This is a genomic window from Rhizobium sp. NLR8a (assembly GCF_019685235.1).
Classification (GTDB): Bacteria; Pseudomonadota; Alphaproteobacteria; order Rhizobiales; family Rhizobiaceae; genus Rhizobium.
The window spans coordinates 69917-88081 of sequence record NZ_JABDWI010000001.1 but is presented as its reverse complement, the minus strand read 5'-3'; the positions used below and the strand labels follow the sequence as shown (position 1 = coordinate 88081).

16 protein-coding genes are annotated in these 18165 nt (G+C 60.6%); 7 read left to right on the top strand and 9 right to left on the bottom strand.

All coding sequences use genetic code 11. The features are described 5' to 3' along the window. Positions 1 to 4: 4 nt before the first annotated feature. The 4 genes from HJC04_RS00360 to HJC04_RS00345 form a co-directional block, all read right to left on the bottom strand. Entirely contained in the window at positions 5 to 919 is a 915-nt protein-coding gene (locus HJC04_RS00360; RefSeq protein WP_221144596.1) for an ABC transporter permease subunit, read from the bottom strand. 10 nt (positions 920 to 929) lie between these two features. Next, positions 930 to 1814: a carbohydrate ABC transporter permease gene (locus tag HJC04_RS00355; protein ID WP_210630027.1), complete on the bottom strand. Its 885-nt coding sequence runs from the start codon at positions 1812 to 1814 to the stop codon at positions 930 to 932. 124 nt (positions 1815 to 1938) lie between these two features. Beyond that, the gene (locus tag HJC04_RS00350) at positions 1939 to 3294 is read right to left on the bottom strand and encodes an extracellular solute-binding protein (protein ID WP_210630026.1); all 1356 of its coding nucleotides are present in this window, start codon (positions 3292 to 3294) and stop codon (positions 1939 to 1941) included. 361 nt (positions 3295 to 3655) lie between these two features. Next, positions 3656 to 4861 carry an ROK family transcriptional regulator gene (locus tag HJC04_RS00345; RefSeq protein WP_210630025.1) on the bottom strand — a complete coding sequence of 402 codons (1206 nt, stop codon included), beginning with the start codon at positions 4859 to 4861 and terminating at the stop codon, positions 3656 to 3658. A gap of 229 nt (positions 4862 to 5090) precedes the next feature. Here HJC04_RS00345 and HJC04_RS00340 point away from each other — a divergent pair, with 229 nt between their 5' ends. From HJC04_RS00340 to HJC04_RS00315, 6 genes are all read left to right on the top strand, one after another. Next, on the top strand, positions 5091 to 6329 hold the full coding sequence (locus HJC04_RS00340; protein ID WP_221144594.1) for an extracellular solute-binding protein: 1239 nt from the start codon (positions 5091 to 5093) through the stop codon (positions 6327 to 6329). Between the two features lie 71 nt (positions 6330 to 6400). After that, positions 6401 to 7285, top strand: a complete 885-nt coding sequence (locus tag HJC04_RS00335; protein WP_221144592.1) for a carbohydrate ABC transporter permease — start codon at positions 6401 to 6403, stop codon at positions 7283 to 7285. Continuing rightward, positions 7285 to 8130, top strand: coding sequence for a carbohydrate ABC transporter permease (locus HJC04_RS00330; protein ID WP_221144590.1), 846 nt, complete (start codon positions 7285 to 7287; stop codon positions 8128 to 8130). Before HJC04_RS00335 ends, HJC04_RS00330 begins: the two co-directional genes overlap by 1 nt. Then, positions 8127 to 9149, top strand: a complete 1023-nt coding sequence (locus HJC04_RS00325; RefSeq protein WP_221144588.1) for an SIS domain-containing protein — start codon at positions 8127 to 8129, stop codon at positions 9147 to 9149. Before HJC04_RS00330 ends, HJC04_RS00325 begins: the two co-directional genes overlap by 4 nt. After that, entirely contained in the window at positions 9150 to 10079 is a 930-nt protein-coding gene (locus HJC04_RS00320) for a PfkB family carbohydrate kinase (protein WP_210630021.1), read from the top strand. Beyond that, positions 10076 to 11155 (top strand): ABC transporter ATP-binding protein, encoded by a 1080-nt coding sequence (locus HJC04_RS00315; RefSeq protein ID WP_210630020.1) that lies wholly within the window; start codon positions 10076 to 10078, stop codon positions 11153 to 11155. Before HJC04_RS00320 ends, HJC04_RS00315 begins: the two co-directional genes overlap by 4 nt. A gap of 21 nt (positions 11156 to 11176) precedes the next feature. Here the strand turns inward: HJC04_RS00315 and HJC04_RS00310 are convergent, their stop codons facing one another. The 5 genes from HJC04_RS00310 to HJC04_RS00290 all read right to left on the bottom strand — a co-directional run bounded on the left by HJC04_RS00310 (position 11177) and on the right by HJC04_RS00290 (position 16936). Then, complete coding sequence (locus tag HJC04_RS00310) at positions 11177 to 12004, bottom strand: glycoside hydrolase family 16 protein (RefSeq protein WP_210630019.1); 828 nt, start codon at positions 12002 to 12004, stop codon at positions 11177 to 11179. A gap of 50 nt (positions 12005 to 12054) precedes the next feature. After that, positions 12055 to 13536: an oligosaccharide flippase family protein gene (locus HJC04_RS00305; RefSeq protein ID WP_221123490.1), complete on the bottom strand. Its 1482-nt coding sequence runs from the start codon at positions 13534 to 13536 to the stop codon at positions 12055 to 12057. Between the two features lie 75 nt (positions 13537 to 13611). After that, a complete protein-coding gene (locus tag HJC04_RS00300) occupies positions 13612 to 14856 on the bottom strand; it encodes a glycosyltransferase family 4 protein (protein ID WP_210630017.1) in 1245 nt (414 codons plus the stop codon). Continuing rightward, the gene (locus HJC04_RS00295) at positions 14853 to 16202 is read right to left on the bottom strand and encodes a glycosyltransferase family 4 protein (RefSeq protein WP_221144585.1); all 1350 of its coding nucleotides are present in this window, start codon (positions 16200 to 16202) and stop codon (positions 14853 to 14855) included. Before HJC04_RS00295 ends, HJC04_RS00300 begins: the two co-directional genes overlap by 4 nt. After that, complete coding sequence (locus HJC04_RS00290; protein ID WP_210630015.1) at positions 16199 to 16936, bottom strand: Crp/Fnr family transcriptional regulator; 738 nt, start codon at positions 16934 to 16936, stop codon at positions 16199 to 16201. The genes HJC04_RS00295 and HJC04_RS00290 overlap by 4 nt, the downstream gene beginning before the upstream one ends. Before the next feature lie 469 nt (positions 16937 to 17405). On the opposite strand from HJC04_RS00290, the gene HJC04_RS00285 reads away from it, so the two are divergent. Further along, complete coding sequence (locus HJC04_RS00285; protein WP_221144584.1) at positions 17406 to 18107, top strand: sugar transferase; 702 nt, start codon at positions 17406 to 17408, stop codon at positions 18105 to 18107. The last annotated feature ends 58 nt before the right edge of the window (positions 18108 to 18165 follow it).

Below are 18165 nucleotides of genomic sequence, written 5' to 3'. Positions count from 1 at the left end.
TCCTTCACTTCTCGGTGGAGATGAGGCCACGCACGAACCAGCGCTGCATCAGGATGACGAGCACCAGCGGCGGCGACATGATGATAAGTGTGCCTGCCATGGCGACGTTCCAGTCGGGCAGGCCGAATTCGGACGGGATGAGGGTCTTGAGCTGCGTCACCGCAATGCCGAAATTCGGATCGGTGGTGACAAGCAGCGGCCAGAGATACTGGTTCCAGGCCCAGACGAACATGATGGTGAACAGCGCTATCATGTTCGACCGCGACAGCGGCAGCAGTATGTCGACGAAAAAGCGGACGGCACCGGCGCCGTCCATCTTCGTGGCCTCGGCGAGCTCGTCGGGGACGGTCAGATAGAACTGGCGATAGAGGAAGGTGCCGGTCGCGGTGGCCACCAGCGGCGCCACCAGTCCCGTATAGGAATTCAGCAGGCCCCATTCGAGCTTGATCTGGATGCCAGACACCCAGGCGACGAGCCCGGTAATTCCCGTGATGTCGAGGATCGCCTGGAACGGCGCCAATGCATTCGCCGCAATCGAATAGGTCGGCACGATGCGGACTTCGAGCGGCAGCATCAGCGTGATGAAGATGATCCAGAAAATCAGATACCGGCCACGGAAACGGAAATAGACGATCGAAAAGGCAGCCATCGCGGAAAGGATGACCTTGCCGGCGGCGACCGACGTGGCGAAGATGATGCTGTGAAGCAGCTTGTTGCCGAGATCGGCGCGCACCCAGGCTTCGTGCGCGTTTTCCCAGAAATGCGAGCTCGGCATCAGCGGCAACGGCACATGATTGACCGTCTCCAGATCGAGTGTCGATGCGATGATGACGATGGCGAAAGGCAGAAGCGCGATCACCATGCCGAGCGCCAGAACCGTGTAGCAGACGAAGTTGAATATCGGCGTGCGTTCGATCATGTCAGCGACCTCACTTGTAGTGCACGCGCCGCTCGATGAAGCGGAACTGGAAAATGGTGAGAAGGACGACGAGCGCCATGAGGATGATCGACTGGGCGGCGGCCCCCGAATAATCGAGCCCCCTGAAGCCGTCGAAATAGATCTTGTAGACCATCAGTTCCGTCGCCCGCGCCGGACCGCCCTGAGTCATGACGTCGACGATACCGAAGGAATCCTGGAAGCTTTCGGTGATGTTGATGACGAGCAGGAAAAACAGGGTCGGCGTGAGCAGCGGCAGCTGGAGATCCCACATGCGGCGCAGCGGCCCGGAGCCATCCATGGCCGCGGCCTCGATCAGCGAACGCGGAATGCCCTGAAGCGCCGAAAGGAAGAAGATGAAATTATAGCCGATATATTTCCACGAAAAGGCGACGATGACGGCGATCATCGCGTCTTTGCCGTCGAGCGCCGGGTTCCAAAGACCGGGCCACACTTGGTTGATAACAGACAGGAGGCCTGCCTCCGGCGCCAGAATGAAGCGGAAGGCGAGCCCGAGAGCGGGAGCAGCGATCGCATAAGGCCAGATGAAGACCGACCGATAGATTTTGTGGCCGCGCAGTTCACGATCCGTCAAAAGCGCCAGGATGAGCGCAAACCCCATGGCAATGATCGTCGAGCTAAAGGCGAAAACCATGCTGCGGCTGATCGATTCCCAGTAGATCGGGTCGCTGAGCAATTGCTTGAAATTGTCGAAACCGACCCAGGCATTGCCGCCGCCCCATGGCTGCTCGAGCGTGAACGCCCAATAAAGCGCCTGCGCGCTCGGCCAATAGAAGAAGACGAAGATCAGCAGCAGCATCGGAAACGCGAAGAGCAGTCCGATCGTCGTCGAGGAGAAGGTGACGCGCTTTTCCATGGGGTGGTCGTTTTCGGCCTGGTTTGGTTTAGGCGCGGGCGGCGACTTCGCCTCCGCAGCCGGTATGAATGTATGAGGACGCCCCCAGTCCGCAAGTGGACCGGGGGCGGCTCATATCGGTTGATCAGGGAAGCTGAACGTTCTTGTAGGTCTGCTGGAAGCGGCGCAGCAGTTGATTCCCGCGATCGGCAGCGCCGTCGAGCGAAGCCTGGATATCGGCGTTGTTGACGAAGATTGCCTGCAGACCGTTGGCGATCTCGGTGCGGACCTGCAGCAGGCCGCCGAGGCGGATGCCATGCGGAACCGTATCGTCAGCAGGCGATGCGGTCAGGCTCTGAATGGCGAGCTCGCGGCCGGCATAAGGAGCCTTGTCGTAGAAACCCTGCTTCTTCAGATATTCAAAGCCGGAGTTACGAACCGGAATATAACCGGTGACGGTCGACCAGGTCAGCGCTTCTTCCGGCTTGGCGATGAAGTTGAAGAAGGCAGCGGCAGCCTTGTATTCGGCATCGGTATGCCCCTTCAAGACCCAGAGCGAAGCGCCGCCGACGAAGGAACTGTGACGGGTTGCATTGCCGTAGGTCGGGAGCATTGCCACGCCCCAGTTCATGCCCTGCTTGGCGGTACGGCCGATATTGCCATGGTCACCGACGGAGGTCAGGATGACTTGGCAGTCGCCGGCAGCAAAGGCTTCGACGAAGGTCTGGCCGACGGCCTTGTTCTTGATGACAGCGAGCTTGTTGTCGTACCAGGACTTGAGGTCCTTGACGTAGCTGACGAGAAGCGGGTTCTTGTTGAACACCAGCTCGGCGTCGAGACCTTCGAAGCCGTTCTTCTTCGTCGCGATCGCTTCGCCGTTGACGGCTTCAAATTGCTCGATGTACTGCCAGACTTCGTTGTTGGAGATGTCAAAACCGAGAGGGCAGGCATAACCTGCGTCCTTCAGAGCTTTGAAGTCTTCACCGGCTTCCTGCCAGGTGGTCGGAGCATGGTCCTTGCCGATCTTGGCGAAGGCGTCCTTGTTCCAGTAGAGCAGAGCAGTCGATGAGTTGAAGGGGAAGGAATACATCTCGCCCTTCGACGTCGCATAATAGTTGGCGATCCCGGAGAAGTAGTCTTTCCAGTCGACCGTGTAGCCCATGTCGGTCATCAGCTGGTTTGCCGGGTAGAAGGCGCCGGAAAGCATGATGTCGAGCGTGCCGGCGTCGGAAACCTGGGCGATTGTCGGCTGCTTGCCGGCGCGGAAAGCGGCAATCGTGTTCTGCAGGGAAGCGTCGTAGCTGCCCTGGCTGGTGCAGACGACTTCATAATCGGTCTGCGACTGGTTGAAGCGATCGCACTGTTCCTGGACACGCTTTGCGATATCACCGGAATTGCCGAACCAGAAATCAATCTTGGTCTTTTCGGCGGCGGCAGCGGGCCCAGCAAGAACCGCTGTGGCGAGAAGGGCGCGAACGGCGCCGAGAAGCTTGGCTTGCATGAGAACCTCCAACGTAGAAAGGGGCGCGCTTTAAGCGCACGCCCATTTAGCTGGTTCAAATTGCCGCCGCCAATGAATATTACATGACATGAAATGTTAAAAATCTAGTCGTCACAAAAGTGACATGCAATCGTTATTCACAGCTCCAAGAGAAATATTTCGAGAATATTTGGAAAGACATTAAATATATTTCAAGCTTTTCGCATCTGCTTTCGAAGAGTTGTAATTTTTCAACGCCTTCAATATCTATCTGTATTGCGAAAGAGCACCCCTATTCCAGCAGCCTTTGATAACGAAACTTGCGAAAACATGGGCATTTTTGCCGTTGCACTGCTGTGCAACGCCCGGTTTTGGCCCAAAATCACAGGGAATCCTTCAAGATTGCAGCAAACTGCGGATCGAATGCACGGCTGATGGGTCCGGCTGCCGCCCCGAGCGCCACCGACCAGGGATCTGCCATGCCGGGCTGCAGCCGTGGCAGCATCCGGCCGCGCCTCTCGGCGATCGAAGGCAGCAGCGGGCCGATCGCCGCGATCAGCCTGTTCACCAGCGCTTCCGGTGCGCTGCCGCAGAGGATCACCGTCTGCGGATCGAAGACCGTTTCGATGAGATGGATGCTCCAGCGCAGGTCCGCCGCCGCCGCCTCGATCCAGCCTTCGATGCTTGGATCCCCGCTGGAGGCGAGTTCATTGATGCGCCCATGGAGATCGGGATCGGCGGGATCGGCCGAGAGATGCTGGTAGAGCGAGGCGAGCGAGGCACGGTGTTCGAGCGGTGTCGTTTTACCGTCGGCAAAGAGCAGCGCCATGCCGATCTCGCCGGCATTGCCGTTGGCGCCGCGATAGAGCTCGCCGTTTAGGATCAAACCGGCGCCGATGCCGTAGCCGACGAACAGGCAGACGGCATGGTCGATGCCGTGGGCGGCTCCCACCATGCGCTCGGCGGTCGCAGCCGCTGCCGCATCGTTCTGAAGACCGACATCGAGGCCAGTGCCGTCGCTCAGCGTTTCCAGGAGCGGAAACTTCTGCCAAGCCTCCATCATCCAGGGATCGTCGCCGCTGCCTTCCATGCCGAACGGGCCAGGCATTGCGGCGCCGAGCCCGACCAGGCGTTTTTCCGACTGCTGGACGATACCGGCAAGCCTGGAACGCACGCCGGCGACGAGATCGAGAATGACCTTCGTTCCCGTCGACGGACCTCCGGGCGGCAGCCCGGCTTCTGCGCGTACGAGAACGCTGCCGACGAGGTCGACGGCGACCGCCCGCGTCACGTGCCGGTCGATCTGGAGGCCGATCGCGAAAGCACCTTCGGGCACCAGGCCATAAGGCGTCGAGGGCTGGCCCCTGCCCTTGCGCACAGCCTCCTGCGAACTGACGAGGCCATCGCGCGCGAGTTCCTCGATGATATTCGACACCGTCTGCTTGGTCAGCCGCGTCGCCCGCGCCAGATCGGCGCGCGAGAGCGCACCGTTGATCCTCAAGGCATCGATCATCACGCGCCGGTTATGAGCGCTGGTGCCTTCGTGATTGGTGCCGCTCTTGGCTCGGATCGGCCTGATGTCGTTCATGTGTCAATTGCCTCTTGACTCCAGTAGAATGTTGGCGAAGTAATAAGTCAAGACATTTGACTTAATAAGGGACCGGAGAGTTCCAGGGAACGCAGGAGGCCGCGAAGGGCCTCCACCGACGCTCCGAGATGATGACCAGGCGCGCTTTTTTTCACGCGTGCCCTCTCGAAAACCGATGGCGGCGAAACCGCCCTCGGCCATGCGTGAATTTCAAAAACTGGAGGCTGCAATGCTGAAATCTCTCAACAAGACGCTTCTGGGTGCGGCCTTGATCGGCGCATCCTTTGCTCCGCATGCTTTCGCCGAAACGACGCTGAACGCGCTCTTCATGGCGCAGGCCGCTTACAGTGAGGCCGACGTGCGCGCCATGACCGATGCCTTCGGCAAGGCGAACCCCGATATCAAGGTCAATCTCGAATTCGTCCCCTATGAGGGCCTGCACGATAAGACGGTGCTGGCCCAAGGTTCCGGCGGCGGATACGACGTCGTCCTCTTCGACGTCATCTGGCCTGCCGAATACGCCACCAACAAGGTGCTGGTCGACGTCTCATCCCGTATCACCGACGAGATGAAGAAAGGCGTGCTGCCGGGCGCCTGGACCACCGTGCAGTATGACGGCAAATATTACGGTATGCCGTGGATTCTCGACACCAAATACCTCTTCTACAACAAGGAAATCCTGGAGAAGGCGGGCATCAAGGCGCCACCGAAGACTTGGGACGAACTGGCCGAGCAGGCAAAGACCATCAAGGGCAAGGGTCTGCTCGCCACGCCGATCGCCTGGAGCTGGTCGCAGGCCGAGGCCGCCATCTGCGACTACACCACGCTCGTCAGCGCCTATGGCGGCGATTTTCTGAAGGACGGCAAGCCAGCCTTCCAGAGCGGCGGCGGTCTCGATGCGCTGAAATACATGGTCGCGAGCTATACATCGGGCCTGACCAACCCGAACTCCAAGGAATTTCTGGAAGAAGACGTCCGTAAGGTCTTCCAGAACGGCGACGCCGCCTTCGCGCTGAACTGGACCTACATGTACAACATGGCCAACGATCCGAAGGACAGCAAGGTCGCGGGCAAGGTCGGCGTCGTGCCGGCCCCGGGCGTGGCCGGCAAGAGCGAGGCTTCGGCCGTCAACGGCTCGATGGGCCTCGGCATCACCTCCGCCAGCAAACACCCCGACGAAGCCTGGAAATACATTACCTTCATGACCTCGCAGGCGACGCAAAACGCCTATGCCAAGCTCAGCCTGCCGATCTGGGCCTCTTCCTATGAGGACCCTGCAGTCACCAAGGGCCAGGAAGAGCTGATTTCCGCCGCCAAGGTCGGCCTCGCAGCCATGTATCCGCGCCCGACGACGCCGAAATATCAGGAGCTGTCGACCGCGCTGCAGCGGGCGATCCAGGAATCCCTGCTCGGCCAATCCTCTCCCGAGGATGCGCTGAAATCGGCGGCCGAAAACAGCGGCCTCTGAGCCCGGCATGACCCGGGCGGCGCCCGCCGTCGCCCGGTCTCCAGAACCTGTGAATGAAAAGGGTTGCCTCGATGTCGGGCACTTGGCTGACAACCCGCGCGTGGCTTTTGATGCTGCCGCTTCTCGTGGTAATGATCTCGGTGATCGGCTGGCCTCTGGTCGATACCGTCAGCCTCTCCTTCACCGATGCCAAACTGGTCGGCACCGAGGGCAGCTTCGTCGGCATCGACAATTACGCCAAGATGCTCTCCGGCTCGAATTTCCAGCGCACACTCATCACCACAGCCTGGTTCGCGATTGTCTCGGTCGCAGCCGAAATGGTGATTGGCGTCCTTGCGGCCCTGCTGCTGAACCAGCAGTTTCGCGGCCGCACCGCGCTGCGCGCCCTGATGATCCTGCCCTGGGCGCTGCCGACCGTCGTCAACGCCACGCTCTGGCGGCTGATTTACAATCCTGAATATGGCGCGCTGAACGCCGCGCTGACCCAGCTCGGCCTGCTCGACGCCTACCGCTCCTGGCTCGGCGAACCCGGCACGGCGCTCGCTGCCCTCATCGTCGCCGACTGCTGGAAGAACTTCCCCCTGGTGGCGCTGATCGCGCTCGCCGCACTCCAGGCCGTGCCGCGCGACATCACCGCCGCCTCGCTCGTCGACGGCGCCGGCCCCTTCGCCCGCTTCCGCTTCGTCATCCTGCCCTATCTCGCCGGCCCGCTGATGGTGGCGCTGGTGCTGCGCACGATCGAAGCCTTCAAGGTGTTCGATATCATCTGGGTCATGACCCGCGGCGGACCGGCCAACAGCACCCGCACGCTGTCGATCCTGGTCTATCAGGAAGCTTTCTCCTTCCAGCGCGCGGGCTCGGGCGCTTCGCTCGCCCTGATCGTCACGCTGCTGGTGACGCTGCTCGCTGCCGGCTACGCGGCCCTGGTGCGCAAGACCGCCGGGAGTGCCAGCTGATGGAACGCCAAAGCCCGCTCTTCTCAGTCTTCATTCATCTCTCAGCGCTGCTGCTTGCCGCCGTCATCCTGGCGCCGATCCTATGGCTGTTCATCATGAGCATCTCGCCGGCCGCCGACCTTGCGGCAAAGCCGCTGCGCTGGTGGCCGCAAGCCGTCGATTTCTCGCGATACCAAGTGCTGCTGTCGACGCTCGAAAACAGCGCCGGCGCCGCCTTCACCTCGTCGCTGCGCAACAGCGTCGAGGTGGCCGGCATGGCGACGATCGCCGCCATTGCGGTCGCCATTCCGGCCGGCTGGGCCGTGTCGCGTACGCCTTCCGTCGGCTGGTCGCTGTCGATGGTAATCGCCACCTACATGCTGCCGCCGGTAGCGCTCGCAGTTCCCCTCTATATGGGCCTCTCCCATCTCGGCATGCTGAACAACGTCTTCGGCCTCGCCCTCGTCTATCTCACCATTCTCGCGCCCTTCACCACCTGGCTGATGAAGTCGGGCTTCGATTCCATTCCGCGCGAGATCGAATCCGCCGCGATGATCGACGGTGCCGGCCTGTTCCAGACGCTCCGGATCATCACCTTGCCGCTCGCCGCCCCCGTGGTCGCGACCTCGAGCCTTTTTGCATTCCTGCTTGCCTGGGATGAATTCTTCTATGCGCTGCTCTTCACCTCGGACCAGCGCGCCAAGACGCTGACCGTCGCCATTGCCGATCTCGCGGGCGGCCGCGTTTCCGATTACGGGCTGATCGCGACGGCAGGCGTGCTCGCCGCCCTGCCCCCGGTGCTGATCGGTCTCGTCATGCAACGCGCCCTGATTTCGGGGCTCACCAGCGGCGGCGTCAAGGGATGAAGATGACAACAAAAAGAAACCGGCCCGCCGGGCTTGCGGCGATCGACCGCGAAATGGCCCACCAGCACGCCGATGCGATCGCCTCCTATGAAACGGCCGGGCCGATGGCAGCAAAGGCCGCCGCCTCGCTTGAGAAAACCGGCCGGCTGCTCCTGATCGGCATGGGCGGCTCACATGCCGTCAATCGCGCCGTCGAGCCGCTCTATCGTGGTCTTGGCATCGATGCCGTTGCCCTGCCACTGTCCGAGCAGCTCGGCCAACCGCTTCCGATCGCCGGCAGAACGATCTTCGTCACCTCGCAATCGGGCGAAAGCGCTGAGATTGTGCGTTGGTTCAGCGAGACCGGCGGCACGCCGGAAACTTTCGGCCTGACGCTGGAAGCCGGCTCGTTCCTGGCAAGAACCGCCCCGTCGCTCCTTGGCAGCGGCGGCACCGAGCTTGCCTTCGCAGCCACCCGCAGTCTGACGGTGACTTTTGCTCTGCATCTGGCAATCCTTTCCGCGCTCGGCGAAGATCCCGCAGCCGCGCTTGCTGTCCTTGAATCGCCTGAAGACCACGAGATCGCCGCCGCCCTCGCCGCACTCGAAAACGTCGCGACCATCGTCACCTCGGGCCGCCGCCTGCAAGGTGTTGCCGAAGCATTGGCGCTCGGATTGACCGAGCTGTCGCGCCGTCCGTGCTTTTCTTTGGAGGGCGGTCAGCTCCGCCACGGTCCGATGGAGATGCTCGGGCCGGAGATCGGCGTTGTGCTGTTCCGCGGTCAGGATGAAACCGCCGGCCTGGTTACAGCAATGGCACAGTCCGCCGTCGAGACCGGCGCCCCCGTCATCCTGTTCGATGCCTCCACAGAAGCTGCGGTCACCGGAGCAGTGACGATCCGCTTTGCTCCAGCAACAGGTCTTGCCGCGATCTTGGCCATGCTGCCGACGGCCCAGCGACTGATGATCGGCTTTGCCGAAACCCGCGTTGAGAATGCCGGAACACCGATCCGTTCAACCAAGATTACCCGGAGCGAATGAATGCGGCCGCTTGCAGTCATCGGCAACGTCAATGTCGACCTGATCCTCGGGCCGGCTGCCCCTTGGCCGAAAGCCGGGACGGAGATCATCGTCGACCATGACGAGCTCAGGGTCGGCGGCTCCGCCGGCAACAGTGCGCTCGCCTGGCAGGCGCTCGGCATCGAATTCGAGATCGCCGCCAATATCGGCAGTGATCAGTTCGGCCGCTGGCTGGCCGAAGCCTTCGGCCACCGTTCCGAGAAGTGGCCGGTGCGCCCTGAACAAACGACCCTCTCCGTCGGCATCACCCATCCTGGCGGCGAGCGCACTTTCTTCACGACGCGGGGCCACCTGCCGCGCTTCACCCTGGCCGATGTCTTCGCCGTCATCGACGGCGCAAGGCTTCGCGGCGGCTACGCACTTCTCTGCGGCGGCTTCCTGACCGACGATCTGACGCGCCAATATGACGCCTTCTTCGACTGGGCCGAGAGCCATGACATCGCCGTCGCCCTCGACACCGGCTGGCCGCTCGACGGCTGGACCGAGCAGAATTGCGCTGCGACACGCGCTTGGCTGTCCCGCAGCCGCATCGCGCTGCTCAATGAGGTCGAGACGACGACGCTTGCCGGCGTCGCCGATCCGATCGAAGCCGCACGGCACATTAGCTCGCATATGCCGCAAGGTGCGATCGTCGTCGTCAAACGCGGCCCCGATGGCGCAATCGCGATCGGGTCTGACGGCCAACTGGTTTCGGTGACTGCGCCTATTGTGACGGTGGTCGATACCATCGGCGCCGGCGATGTCTTCAACGCCGCCTTTCTCGCAGCACTGGCAAAGGACGAGCCTTTGATATCTTGCCTGAGGGCGGGAACCGAGGTCGCCTCGCGCGCCGTCTCCACCCTTCCCCGCAGCTATGGCGACACGAACTCTCGTCAGGAGCCACAGTCATGAGCGCCCTCGATATCGAAAATATCTGCAAGACCTATGGCGACGTCGAGACGCTGAAAGGCATCGATATTTCCCTGGAAAGCGGCGAATTCCTCGTGCTGCTCGGTTCCTCCGGCTGCGGCAAGTCAACGCTCTTGAACATCATCGCCGGCCTGGCCGAGGCGACGAGCGGTGATGTCAGGATCGGCGGCCGCTCGGTGCTCCGCGTGCATCCGAAGGACCGCGACATCGCCATGGTCTTTCAGTCCTATGCGCTCTATCCCAATCTGACGGTGCATAGGAACATCGGCTTCGGCCTGGAAATGCGTAAAGTTCCGGCGCCGGAGCGCGACAGGGCCGTGCGCGATGCGGCATCGCTCCTGCAGATCGAAAATCTGCTCGATCGCAAGCCGAGCCAGCTCTCCGGCGGCCAGCGGCAACGCGTCGCGATCGGCCGTGCCCTGGTGCGCAAGCCGGAGGTGTTCCTCTTCGACGAGCCGCTCTCCAATCTCGACGCCAAGCTGCGCATGGAAATGCGCACCGAGATCAAGCGCCTTCACCAGATGCTGAAGACGACAGTGGTCTATGTCACCCATGACCAGATCGAGGCGATGACGCTAGCGAGCCGCATTGCCGTCATGCGCGACGGCCGCATCGAACAACTCGGCACGCCTGAAGAGATCTACAACAGTCCGGCGACGCTCTATGTCGCCACCTTCGTCGGCGCGCCGCCGATGAACCTGCTCAAGACAACCGTCCGGGATGGTCGACTGGTGCTCTCTGGTTCCGGTACCAGCCTGCCTTTGCCCGTCCGCTTCGGTAAGGCGGCGGCCGATGGCCGCGACCTGATCCTCGGCATCCGCCCCGAGTCCCTTCGCACGGCTGGATCCGGGGCTTCGCTCGAGGCAACTGTGGAGGTTGCGGAGTTAACCGGCCCGGAGCTCGTCGTCACCGCCCTGGCGGAGAACCAACGGCTGATGGCCTGCCTGCCGCCGCGCACGCTGGTCCCCGGCGACGAAAAACTCACCCTCTTCGTCGACGAGGAGGCGATGCATCTCTTCGATGCACAAACCGGTCTCAGTTGCCTCCGCGAGCAATAGAGGGGTCAAACGGTCGTTCGCTCAATTCGCCGCGTCGGCCGGCTTGCGCTTGTAGACGTGGATATAGTCGACGAGCAGGATGGAAGGGTTCGGCGTTTCATCGATCGGCCAACCCGAGCCGAGCGCCAGGTTCACCAGCGGGTAGAACGGCATGTGGAACTCCTTCGGCGTATCGAAGCTCCAGAGGTATTGGCGATCGAGATAAAAGGTCGTCTTGTCGGCCTGGATATCGACGCCGTAGGTATGATACTCGCTGTTCAAAATTCCGTCCTGGACGGTCTTCCAATAGCCGCCATTGGAATTCTCACCGCCATGGGCCTGGCGCCAGATATGAAAACCCATGCTGAACTCGTAGGGCGCGCGTCCATAATATTCCAGCACGTCGATCTCGGCGGTGTATTTTGACCGGTCGAGCCCGATGAGCCAGAAGGCCGGCCACACACCCTTGCCCGGCGGCAGCTTCATCCGCGCTTCGAAATAGCCGAATTGCTGCGAGAAGCCTTCGCCTTTCGGGTTGACCGCCGAGAGCAGGCCCGACCGCCAAGTTCCATCCTCCCCCTTGCGCGCTTCGATCTTCAGGATTCCCTGATCGTTCGCAAACGGGAAATCGGGCGCCGGATCCGTGAAGCGGGCGTCGCCGAAGTCGCCGTTCCAGGGCGTGTGAGCGATCCAGCGGGAGCTTCTCTCTCCCCACGCCGAGACATCGAGGCTGTCGAAATTCTCCTCGAAGGTCAGCTGATAGGCGTCCATGTTGATCGGCTCCTGGGCGACACTAGGCCGGCTCGGCAACGCCCCCAGTCCGAGAACAACGAGCAACCCAAAACTCTTAGAAGATATGCCGTAACGCATTGCGCTCCTCCGAAACCACTAAAACAATCGTTGGGCTGCACGGGTCTTTTTCATGAAATGACAACTCTGCTCCGTCGCGGCACGAGCCTGTGAACGACGATGGTCTCGATGCCGTCGGGCCTTCCCAGAACCTGCCAGAGCAATAGCGCGAAGACCCAGAAGATTGTCGCCGCCGCCGCGCCGCAAAGCGCCAGGCTGACGATCAGGCTGAAGCCGGTTGGCATGGCGGCGAGATTCGGCTCCATCCAGAGCAGGAAAGCGATCATCGGCAGGCTCGCGGCCAGAGGCCTGCAAAAGGAATTCAGCTGCGCAGCAAAACTCGCCCCGATCAACCGCCGAGTGATGATGAGCGTCACGGCATAAGCGACGAGAACCGCCACAACACGCGCGCCAAGCGCACCCGCCACCTGAAAATAAACGATACCCAGGATGGTGACCGGGACTCTGACTGCGAACTCTGCAAACATCCGCAAGGCGAGGGAACGGGTCTTGTCCATGACCATCGCCAATGCCGGCACTATGTTCGTCGGAAGACCGAGCAGGCTCAGCAGGCACAGCCATTGCAGAATTGGTGCGGCGGATGCCCATTTCTCGCCGACGAGGATACGCACCGTCGGCTCGGCCAGAAAGGCAAGTGCAATGAGAATGGGCGCCGCGACGAAGGTGATTGCACCCGTTGCCTTCAAATAGGCGGCAACCAGGTTGCGACGGTCCTCGACAGTGGAGAACGCCGCCATCAGCGGACGCAGCAACGGGCCGACAAAGGTCTGATAGGGAATGCCGGCGATGTTGTCGGCGACGCTGAAGGCGCCAAATGTCGACAGCCCGGCAAAACGCGGCAAAAGCAGTCGGTCGAGCTGCCAATTAATCGCGCTCAGCACCTGCGACACGGTATTCCAGCTGATCATGTCCTGGAAACGCTTCCACTCCGACAGGCTGAACTTCGGCCGCATCGGCGCAAAGACATAGGAGGTGATCATCGCCGCCGTCGGGCCGGCGACCGCCCCGGCCGCGAGCCCCCAATAGCTGCCCGTCGCCACCGCCACCCCTGCCCCGAACAGCAGCGTCGATCCCTTGGTGATGAGGTCGAGCGCGAATTCGCGTTTGAAATCGAAACGCTGCATGAAAAGGACCATGCGCGGACTGATCATGCTGCGCATGGCCGGCGCGATCGAAAGCACCGCGACAAGCGCAAAAAGTCGGGAATCGTCGTAGATCACGGCCATCGGCCAGGAAATGATCATCATCAGCAGGGTGATGGCCAACCCTCTCAGCAGGCTCAACGTGAAAGCCGTCGCAAACATCTCGTCGGAAGGGGACGGCTGACGCATCAGGGCCTGCGTCAACGGCAGATCCAGGATCGCCTCGATGATGACCAGAACCGATGTCGCAATGGCGACCAATCCGAAATCCGCGGGACTCAACAACCTTGCAAGGACGAGAAGACTGACGAAATCCAGCAGTCGCGCGAGGAATTTTCCGCTGATCGTCCAGATGCTCGCCGTCGCCGTCCTCTGAGATAGGCTTGACATGATCTGTCTATTCCTCGTCGGCAGATTGAGACGGTTTCGATCGCGGCAGCAAGATAGGCAGCTCCAGTCTTGTCCTCAGACCGGTCGTCTATTGAAGACGTCGACCGATCGGTCGGCATGGGTGGAGAGCTGTTGCTCGATGAGCCCGGCCATCCGATCGCGGAAAACCGCCGAGGAAAACTTCAGCGAATGCGCGCGGATGGCTTGCGGATCGATATCGTCCTCCACCTCTTCGAACGCCGCGATGGTTTCCAGCAGGGCTTCAGTGGTTTGCTGAGCGAAGCGAAAACCGACCTGCGGCGAAGATACCGTTTCCCTTGCGCCGCCGGCGTCGAAAGCAAGCACCGGCCGGCCCGATGCCATGGCTTCTACCGGCAGGATGCCGAAATCCTCCGTGCCTGGAAACAACAGGGCACGGCATCGCGAGAGGTGATCACGCAGAACATTGAACGGCTGGTGGCCGAGGAATTGGACAGTCGGGCCGGCGATCGATTTCAGATGAGGCAACTGTTCTCCCTCTCCGATCACGATGAGCTTACGCCCGGTCTCGGTACAGGCGCGAACGGCGATATCCGGCCGCTTATAGGCCGTCAGCTGGCCGGCATAGAGATAGAATTCGCCCTTCCCCTTCCCGACCGAAAAATCATCGGTGGCAACCGGGGGGTGGATGACGATGGAATCCCGATCGTAGAAGCGGCGAATGCGGTTTGCGACATAGTCGGAATTGGCGACGAACACGTCGACGCGAGAAGACGTCGTCACGTCCCAGGCACGCAGCATCGGCGCGGTGACCGACATCAAGGCCCGTCCCATCCACGGCAGGCCATGGCGGTAGACGTGGAACTGATCCCAGATGTAGCGCATCGGCGAATGGCAGTAACAGACATGGAGAGCGTCGGCGCGTGTAATGATGCCCTTGGCGGGCCCGGATTCGCTCGACAGTACGAGATCGTAGTCTTGCAGATCGAATTGCTCGAGCGCGAAGGGCATCAGCGGCAGCATTTTGGTGTAGTGCCGCTGCGCCCCGGGTATCTTCTGCAGAAAGGACGTGTGGATGTTCCGCGTCTTGAGAAAATCGCTGATGCGATCCCGGTTGCAGACGAGGGTGAAAATATCAGCCTGCGGAAACATGCGGCACAATTCTTCGACAACCTTTTCGCCGCCGCGCATTGAGACGAGCCAGTAATGCACGATGGCGACGCGCAGTTGCCTGGTTTCCTTGACGCTTCCCGCCTCGGCCACGCGTCTTTTCGCCATCACGGGCGCGTCGCCGAGAAATGCCCTTGCGTCGGAAAGAGAGGTTGTTGCTTTAAAGGTCAACGGAATACTCCTTGTGTCGCCACACCATCTGTCAGTTCGCGAACCGCATTCGTCGAAAGCAGGCTGCAATATTCGGCAAGGAGAGCGTCGCGCCATTCCTCATGCGTCGAGGCGAGATCTGGCGACATCAGGAAGGCCCGCTCGCTCATAGCGCGGATTTCGTGCCTCGGCATTTGGCTAAATCGCGTCAATGTGTCGGCAAAGACAGCTTCATCAGCCGTGTCGCAGGCAAACGCCATACCGGCTCGTTCCATTTCCTCGGCGAGAAAGGCGCTGCGCGACATGATGACCGGCAGACCGCTCCTGGCCGCTTCGATCGCCACGAGGCCGAAAGGCTCGGGATAACGCGATGGCATCAACAGGGCGCGCGCCTTGCGGATGGTGGTGCCGATCTCCGCATGCGATTGCCAGCCGACGGCCCTGACGTGATCGCCGGAAGCGGCGACCAACGGCATCAGCGGGCCGTCCCCGATCACGCAGAGCCTGGCGCCGGCTCTGCGTGTGGCGGCCACGGCATCCTCCACGCCCTTTTCCGCGTCGAGCCGCCCGATGAAGACAAATTCGTCGTTCGCCTCCGCCTCGACACGCTCTATCGACAAGGGGGCGACGGGATTGCGGATCGTCGTCAACCGCTCGGGCCGATAGCCGGCGCCGACGAGAAACCCAGCCATCTTCTCATGCAGCAAGATGATCCGGCCGAAATCGGCCTCAGCCCTCAGCAGCCGGAGGATATTCGAGCCGCGGGCGAGCCGCCACAATTTGTGCGAATAACTTCTCTTGTCGCAAGCCGTCGCAATGCAGCCGGCACCGAGCGGACGCCGAAGGCAGATCTCTTGCGCCTGGTAATCGAAAAAGGCGCCATTGGGACAGGCAGTGAAGAAGTCATGCGCGTGAATCACGCATCGTCCTGCGACCGGAGCCAGTGCCCTGAAAAGCGCGGGGGACAGGATCTGATGCCAGCCATGGACGTGATAGACGGTATTCGCCGTATCCTTCGCGGCAATCCAGTTCGCGACCATGCGGGCAGCCGCACCATTGTGAATGCCGGTCACGAAAGCCTTCGCACGCTCGGCGCTAAGCAGGTCGCGGCTGTTCAATCCGACCATGGCGACCCCGAGAGCAGCAAGTTCCGCATTGGCGGCGTCATCCCCACAAATATAAGTCACGGGAATATCCAGGCCGCGAAAAAGCTTGGCCGAGAGCACCGCCAGCCCCGTCGCGCCGCCCCTGGCCACCGAGTAGTCGTCGATGACGACCACGCGATCAATCCTCGTCGTGCCGCGGCCGGCAAAGCGGCTGACATTTGCGGCGGATCGGAGGGCCCCAGGAAACGACGGGCTCATCACTTCGCCGAAAACGCGCCATTCGCACAGGCCTCGAGCGCCTTGCGGTTAAGTATTCGGATCTTGCCCTGCCCTCCGTCGACAATCTTGCATTCCCGCAGGCGCCGCAGGCATTGATTGACCTTCTCGCGGGACGCCGGCAGCGTTGCGGCCAGATCGTTTTGCGAGATGATCACTTCGTTGCCACTGTTTGCGGCATCTTTTCCGTAAACAGCCGAGAGCCGCAGCAACGTGCTCGCCAGTCTTGCCTGAAGGGTCGACGCCGCGTTGGCGATGATCCTATCTTCAAGCTCCGAGACACGCGCCAAGGCCCTTGAGAAGACTTTTTCGCGGAAGCACGAATCGCTAGCATACATGTCGCGCAGCAGCCGGCCTTCGAAGAAATGCAGCTCGCAATTGGAACTGGCTCGGTATTCGAGGTTCAGTGTCTGCCGGCGCAAGACTTCAAGCTCGCCGATCAGACCTGTTTTCGGAATGATTTCGACGATGAATTCCCTGCCGTCGGGCAGCATCGTACTTGCACTGACCAACCCCGAATGCACGCGCGCGAACATATCGACAAGGACCCCGGCCCCGGCAATGATCTCGCCACGACGGAAACGCCGTACGCTCGAGCGGCAGGAGAGGAATTCGTCATCGATGACGATGCGACTGTTGAGGTGAATTCCGCCGCTGGCCGAGATCGCGCCTTTGCTGATGCCGATCCTGCGATCTGATGCATGTGTGATCCCGTCCATGCAATTCACTCCTGATACTAGAATGGTCTCTCACTAATGCTGCACTGCATCAATTATATTGGATTATTACGTTAGTCAAATAACATCCGCGCAAATCTAACGTAAAATTTAAGTCTACTTCAGAAAAAATCATAATAGCCACCGGTATAAAATCAAACTTTCTAAAATACACGAGTACCATTGGCCACATCGAACAAAACTGCATATAAAAAGGACTTATTGAATTAAAAACAAGCAGATATTGAAATTCCGATATAAAAATAATGATTGAATTCACACAGAACGACCGACAAAAGCAGATTATAGAACAAATTAAAAGAATTGATGACACGGATCTGTACTCTGAAATCTGTCTGAGATTTCCTAGCATGAAGAATTAATTAAGGATTATGACCTTGGTAACAGACAATCTGGGTGCGGCGCAGCAAGCTCTCAACGGTTGTTGACGGGCAATGTTTTGGAGACCGCGATGGCATGGGAAGCACATAGTTTTGAGGCTTGGTCACGCGTCGAACGGGCCGCGAAGGGTGACGATCCCCCCGATTCCCGGCCTCGTGCAGCGAGCAGGTCGTCGAAGCGTGCGATAGATATTCTTGTCGCGATCACCGCTCTGATCCTGCTCTCTCCGCTTCTGCTGATCGTCGCGATGATCGTGAAACTCTCCGACCGCGGCCCTGTCTTCTATTCCCATACGCGCATTGGCTTCGGCGGAGCGCCGTTCGGATGCCTCAAATTTCGCACGATGAAGCCCGATGCGAGCGCTCAGCTCGCGGAATTGCTGCAAAACAACCCGGCCGCCCGCAGCGAATGGGAAGCGACGCGCAAGTTGAAGAACGATCCGAGGATCACCGCCGTCGGCGATATTCTCAGGCGCTCGAGCATCGACGAGCTTCCCCAGCTGATCAATATCGTGCGTGGCGAAATGAGCCTCGTCGGACCCCGCCCGGTCACAGCCGAGGAACTGCCGCGCTACGGCGAACACATGTGGGCCTATATGGCAGTCCGCCCGGGACTGACCGGTCAATGGCAAACCAGCGGGCGCAACGACGTCAGTTACGAGTACAGGGTTTCTCTCGATGTCCACTATCTCAACAACTGGTCGCTCGCTCGAGACTTCTTGATCATCGCCAAGACCATTCCTGCGCTGTTTTCGCAGCGCGGATCGTACTGAGCCTTCAAAGGGGAGACAGCCAACCGTGCCGGGATCGGAAAATGCGCCGCTCCCACGT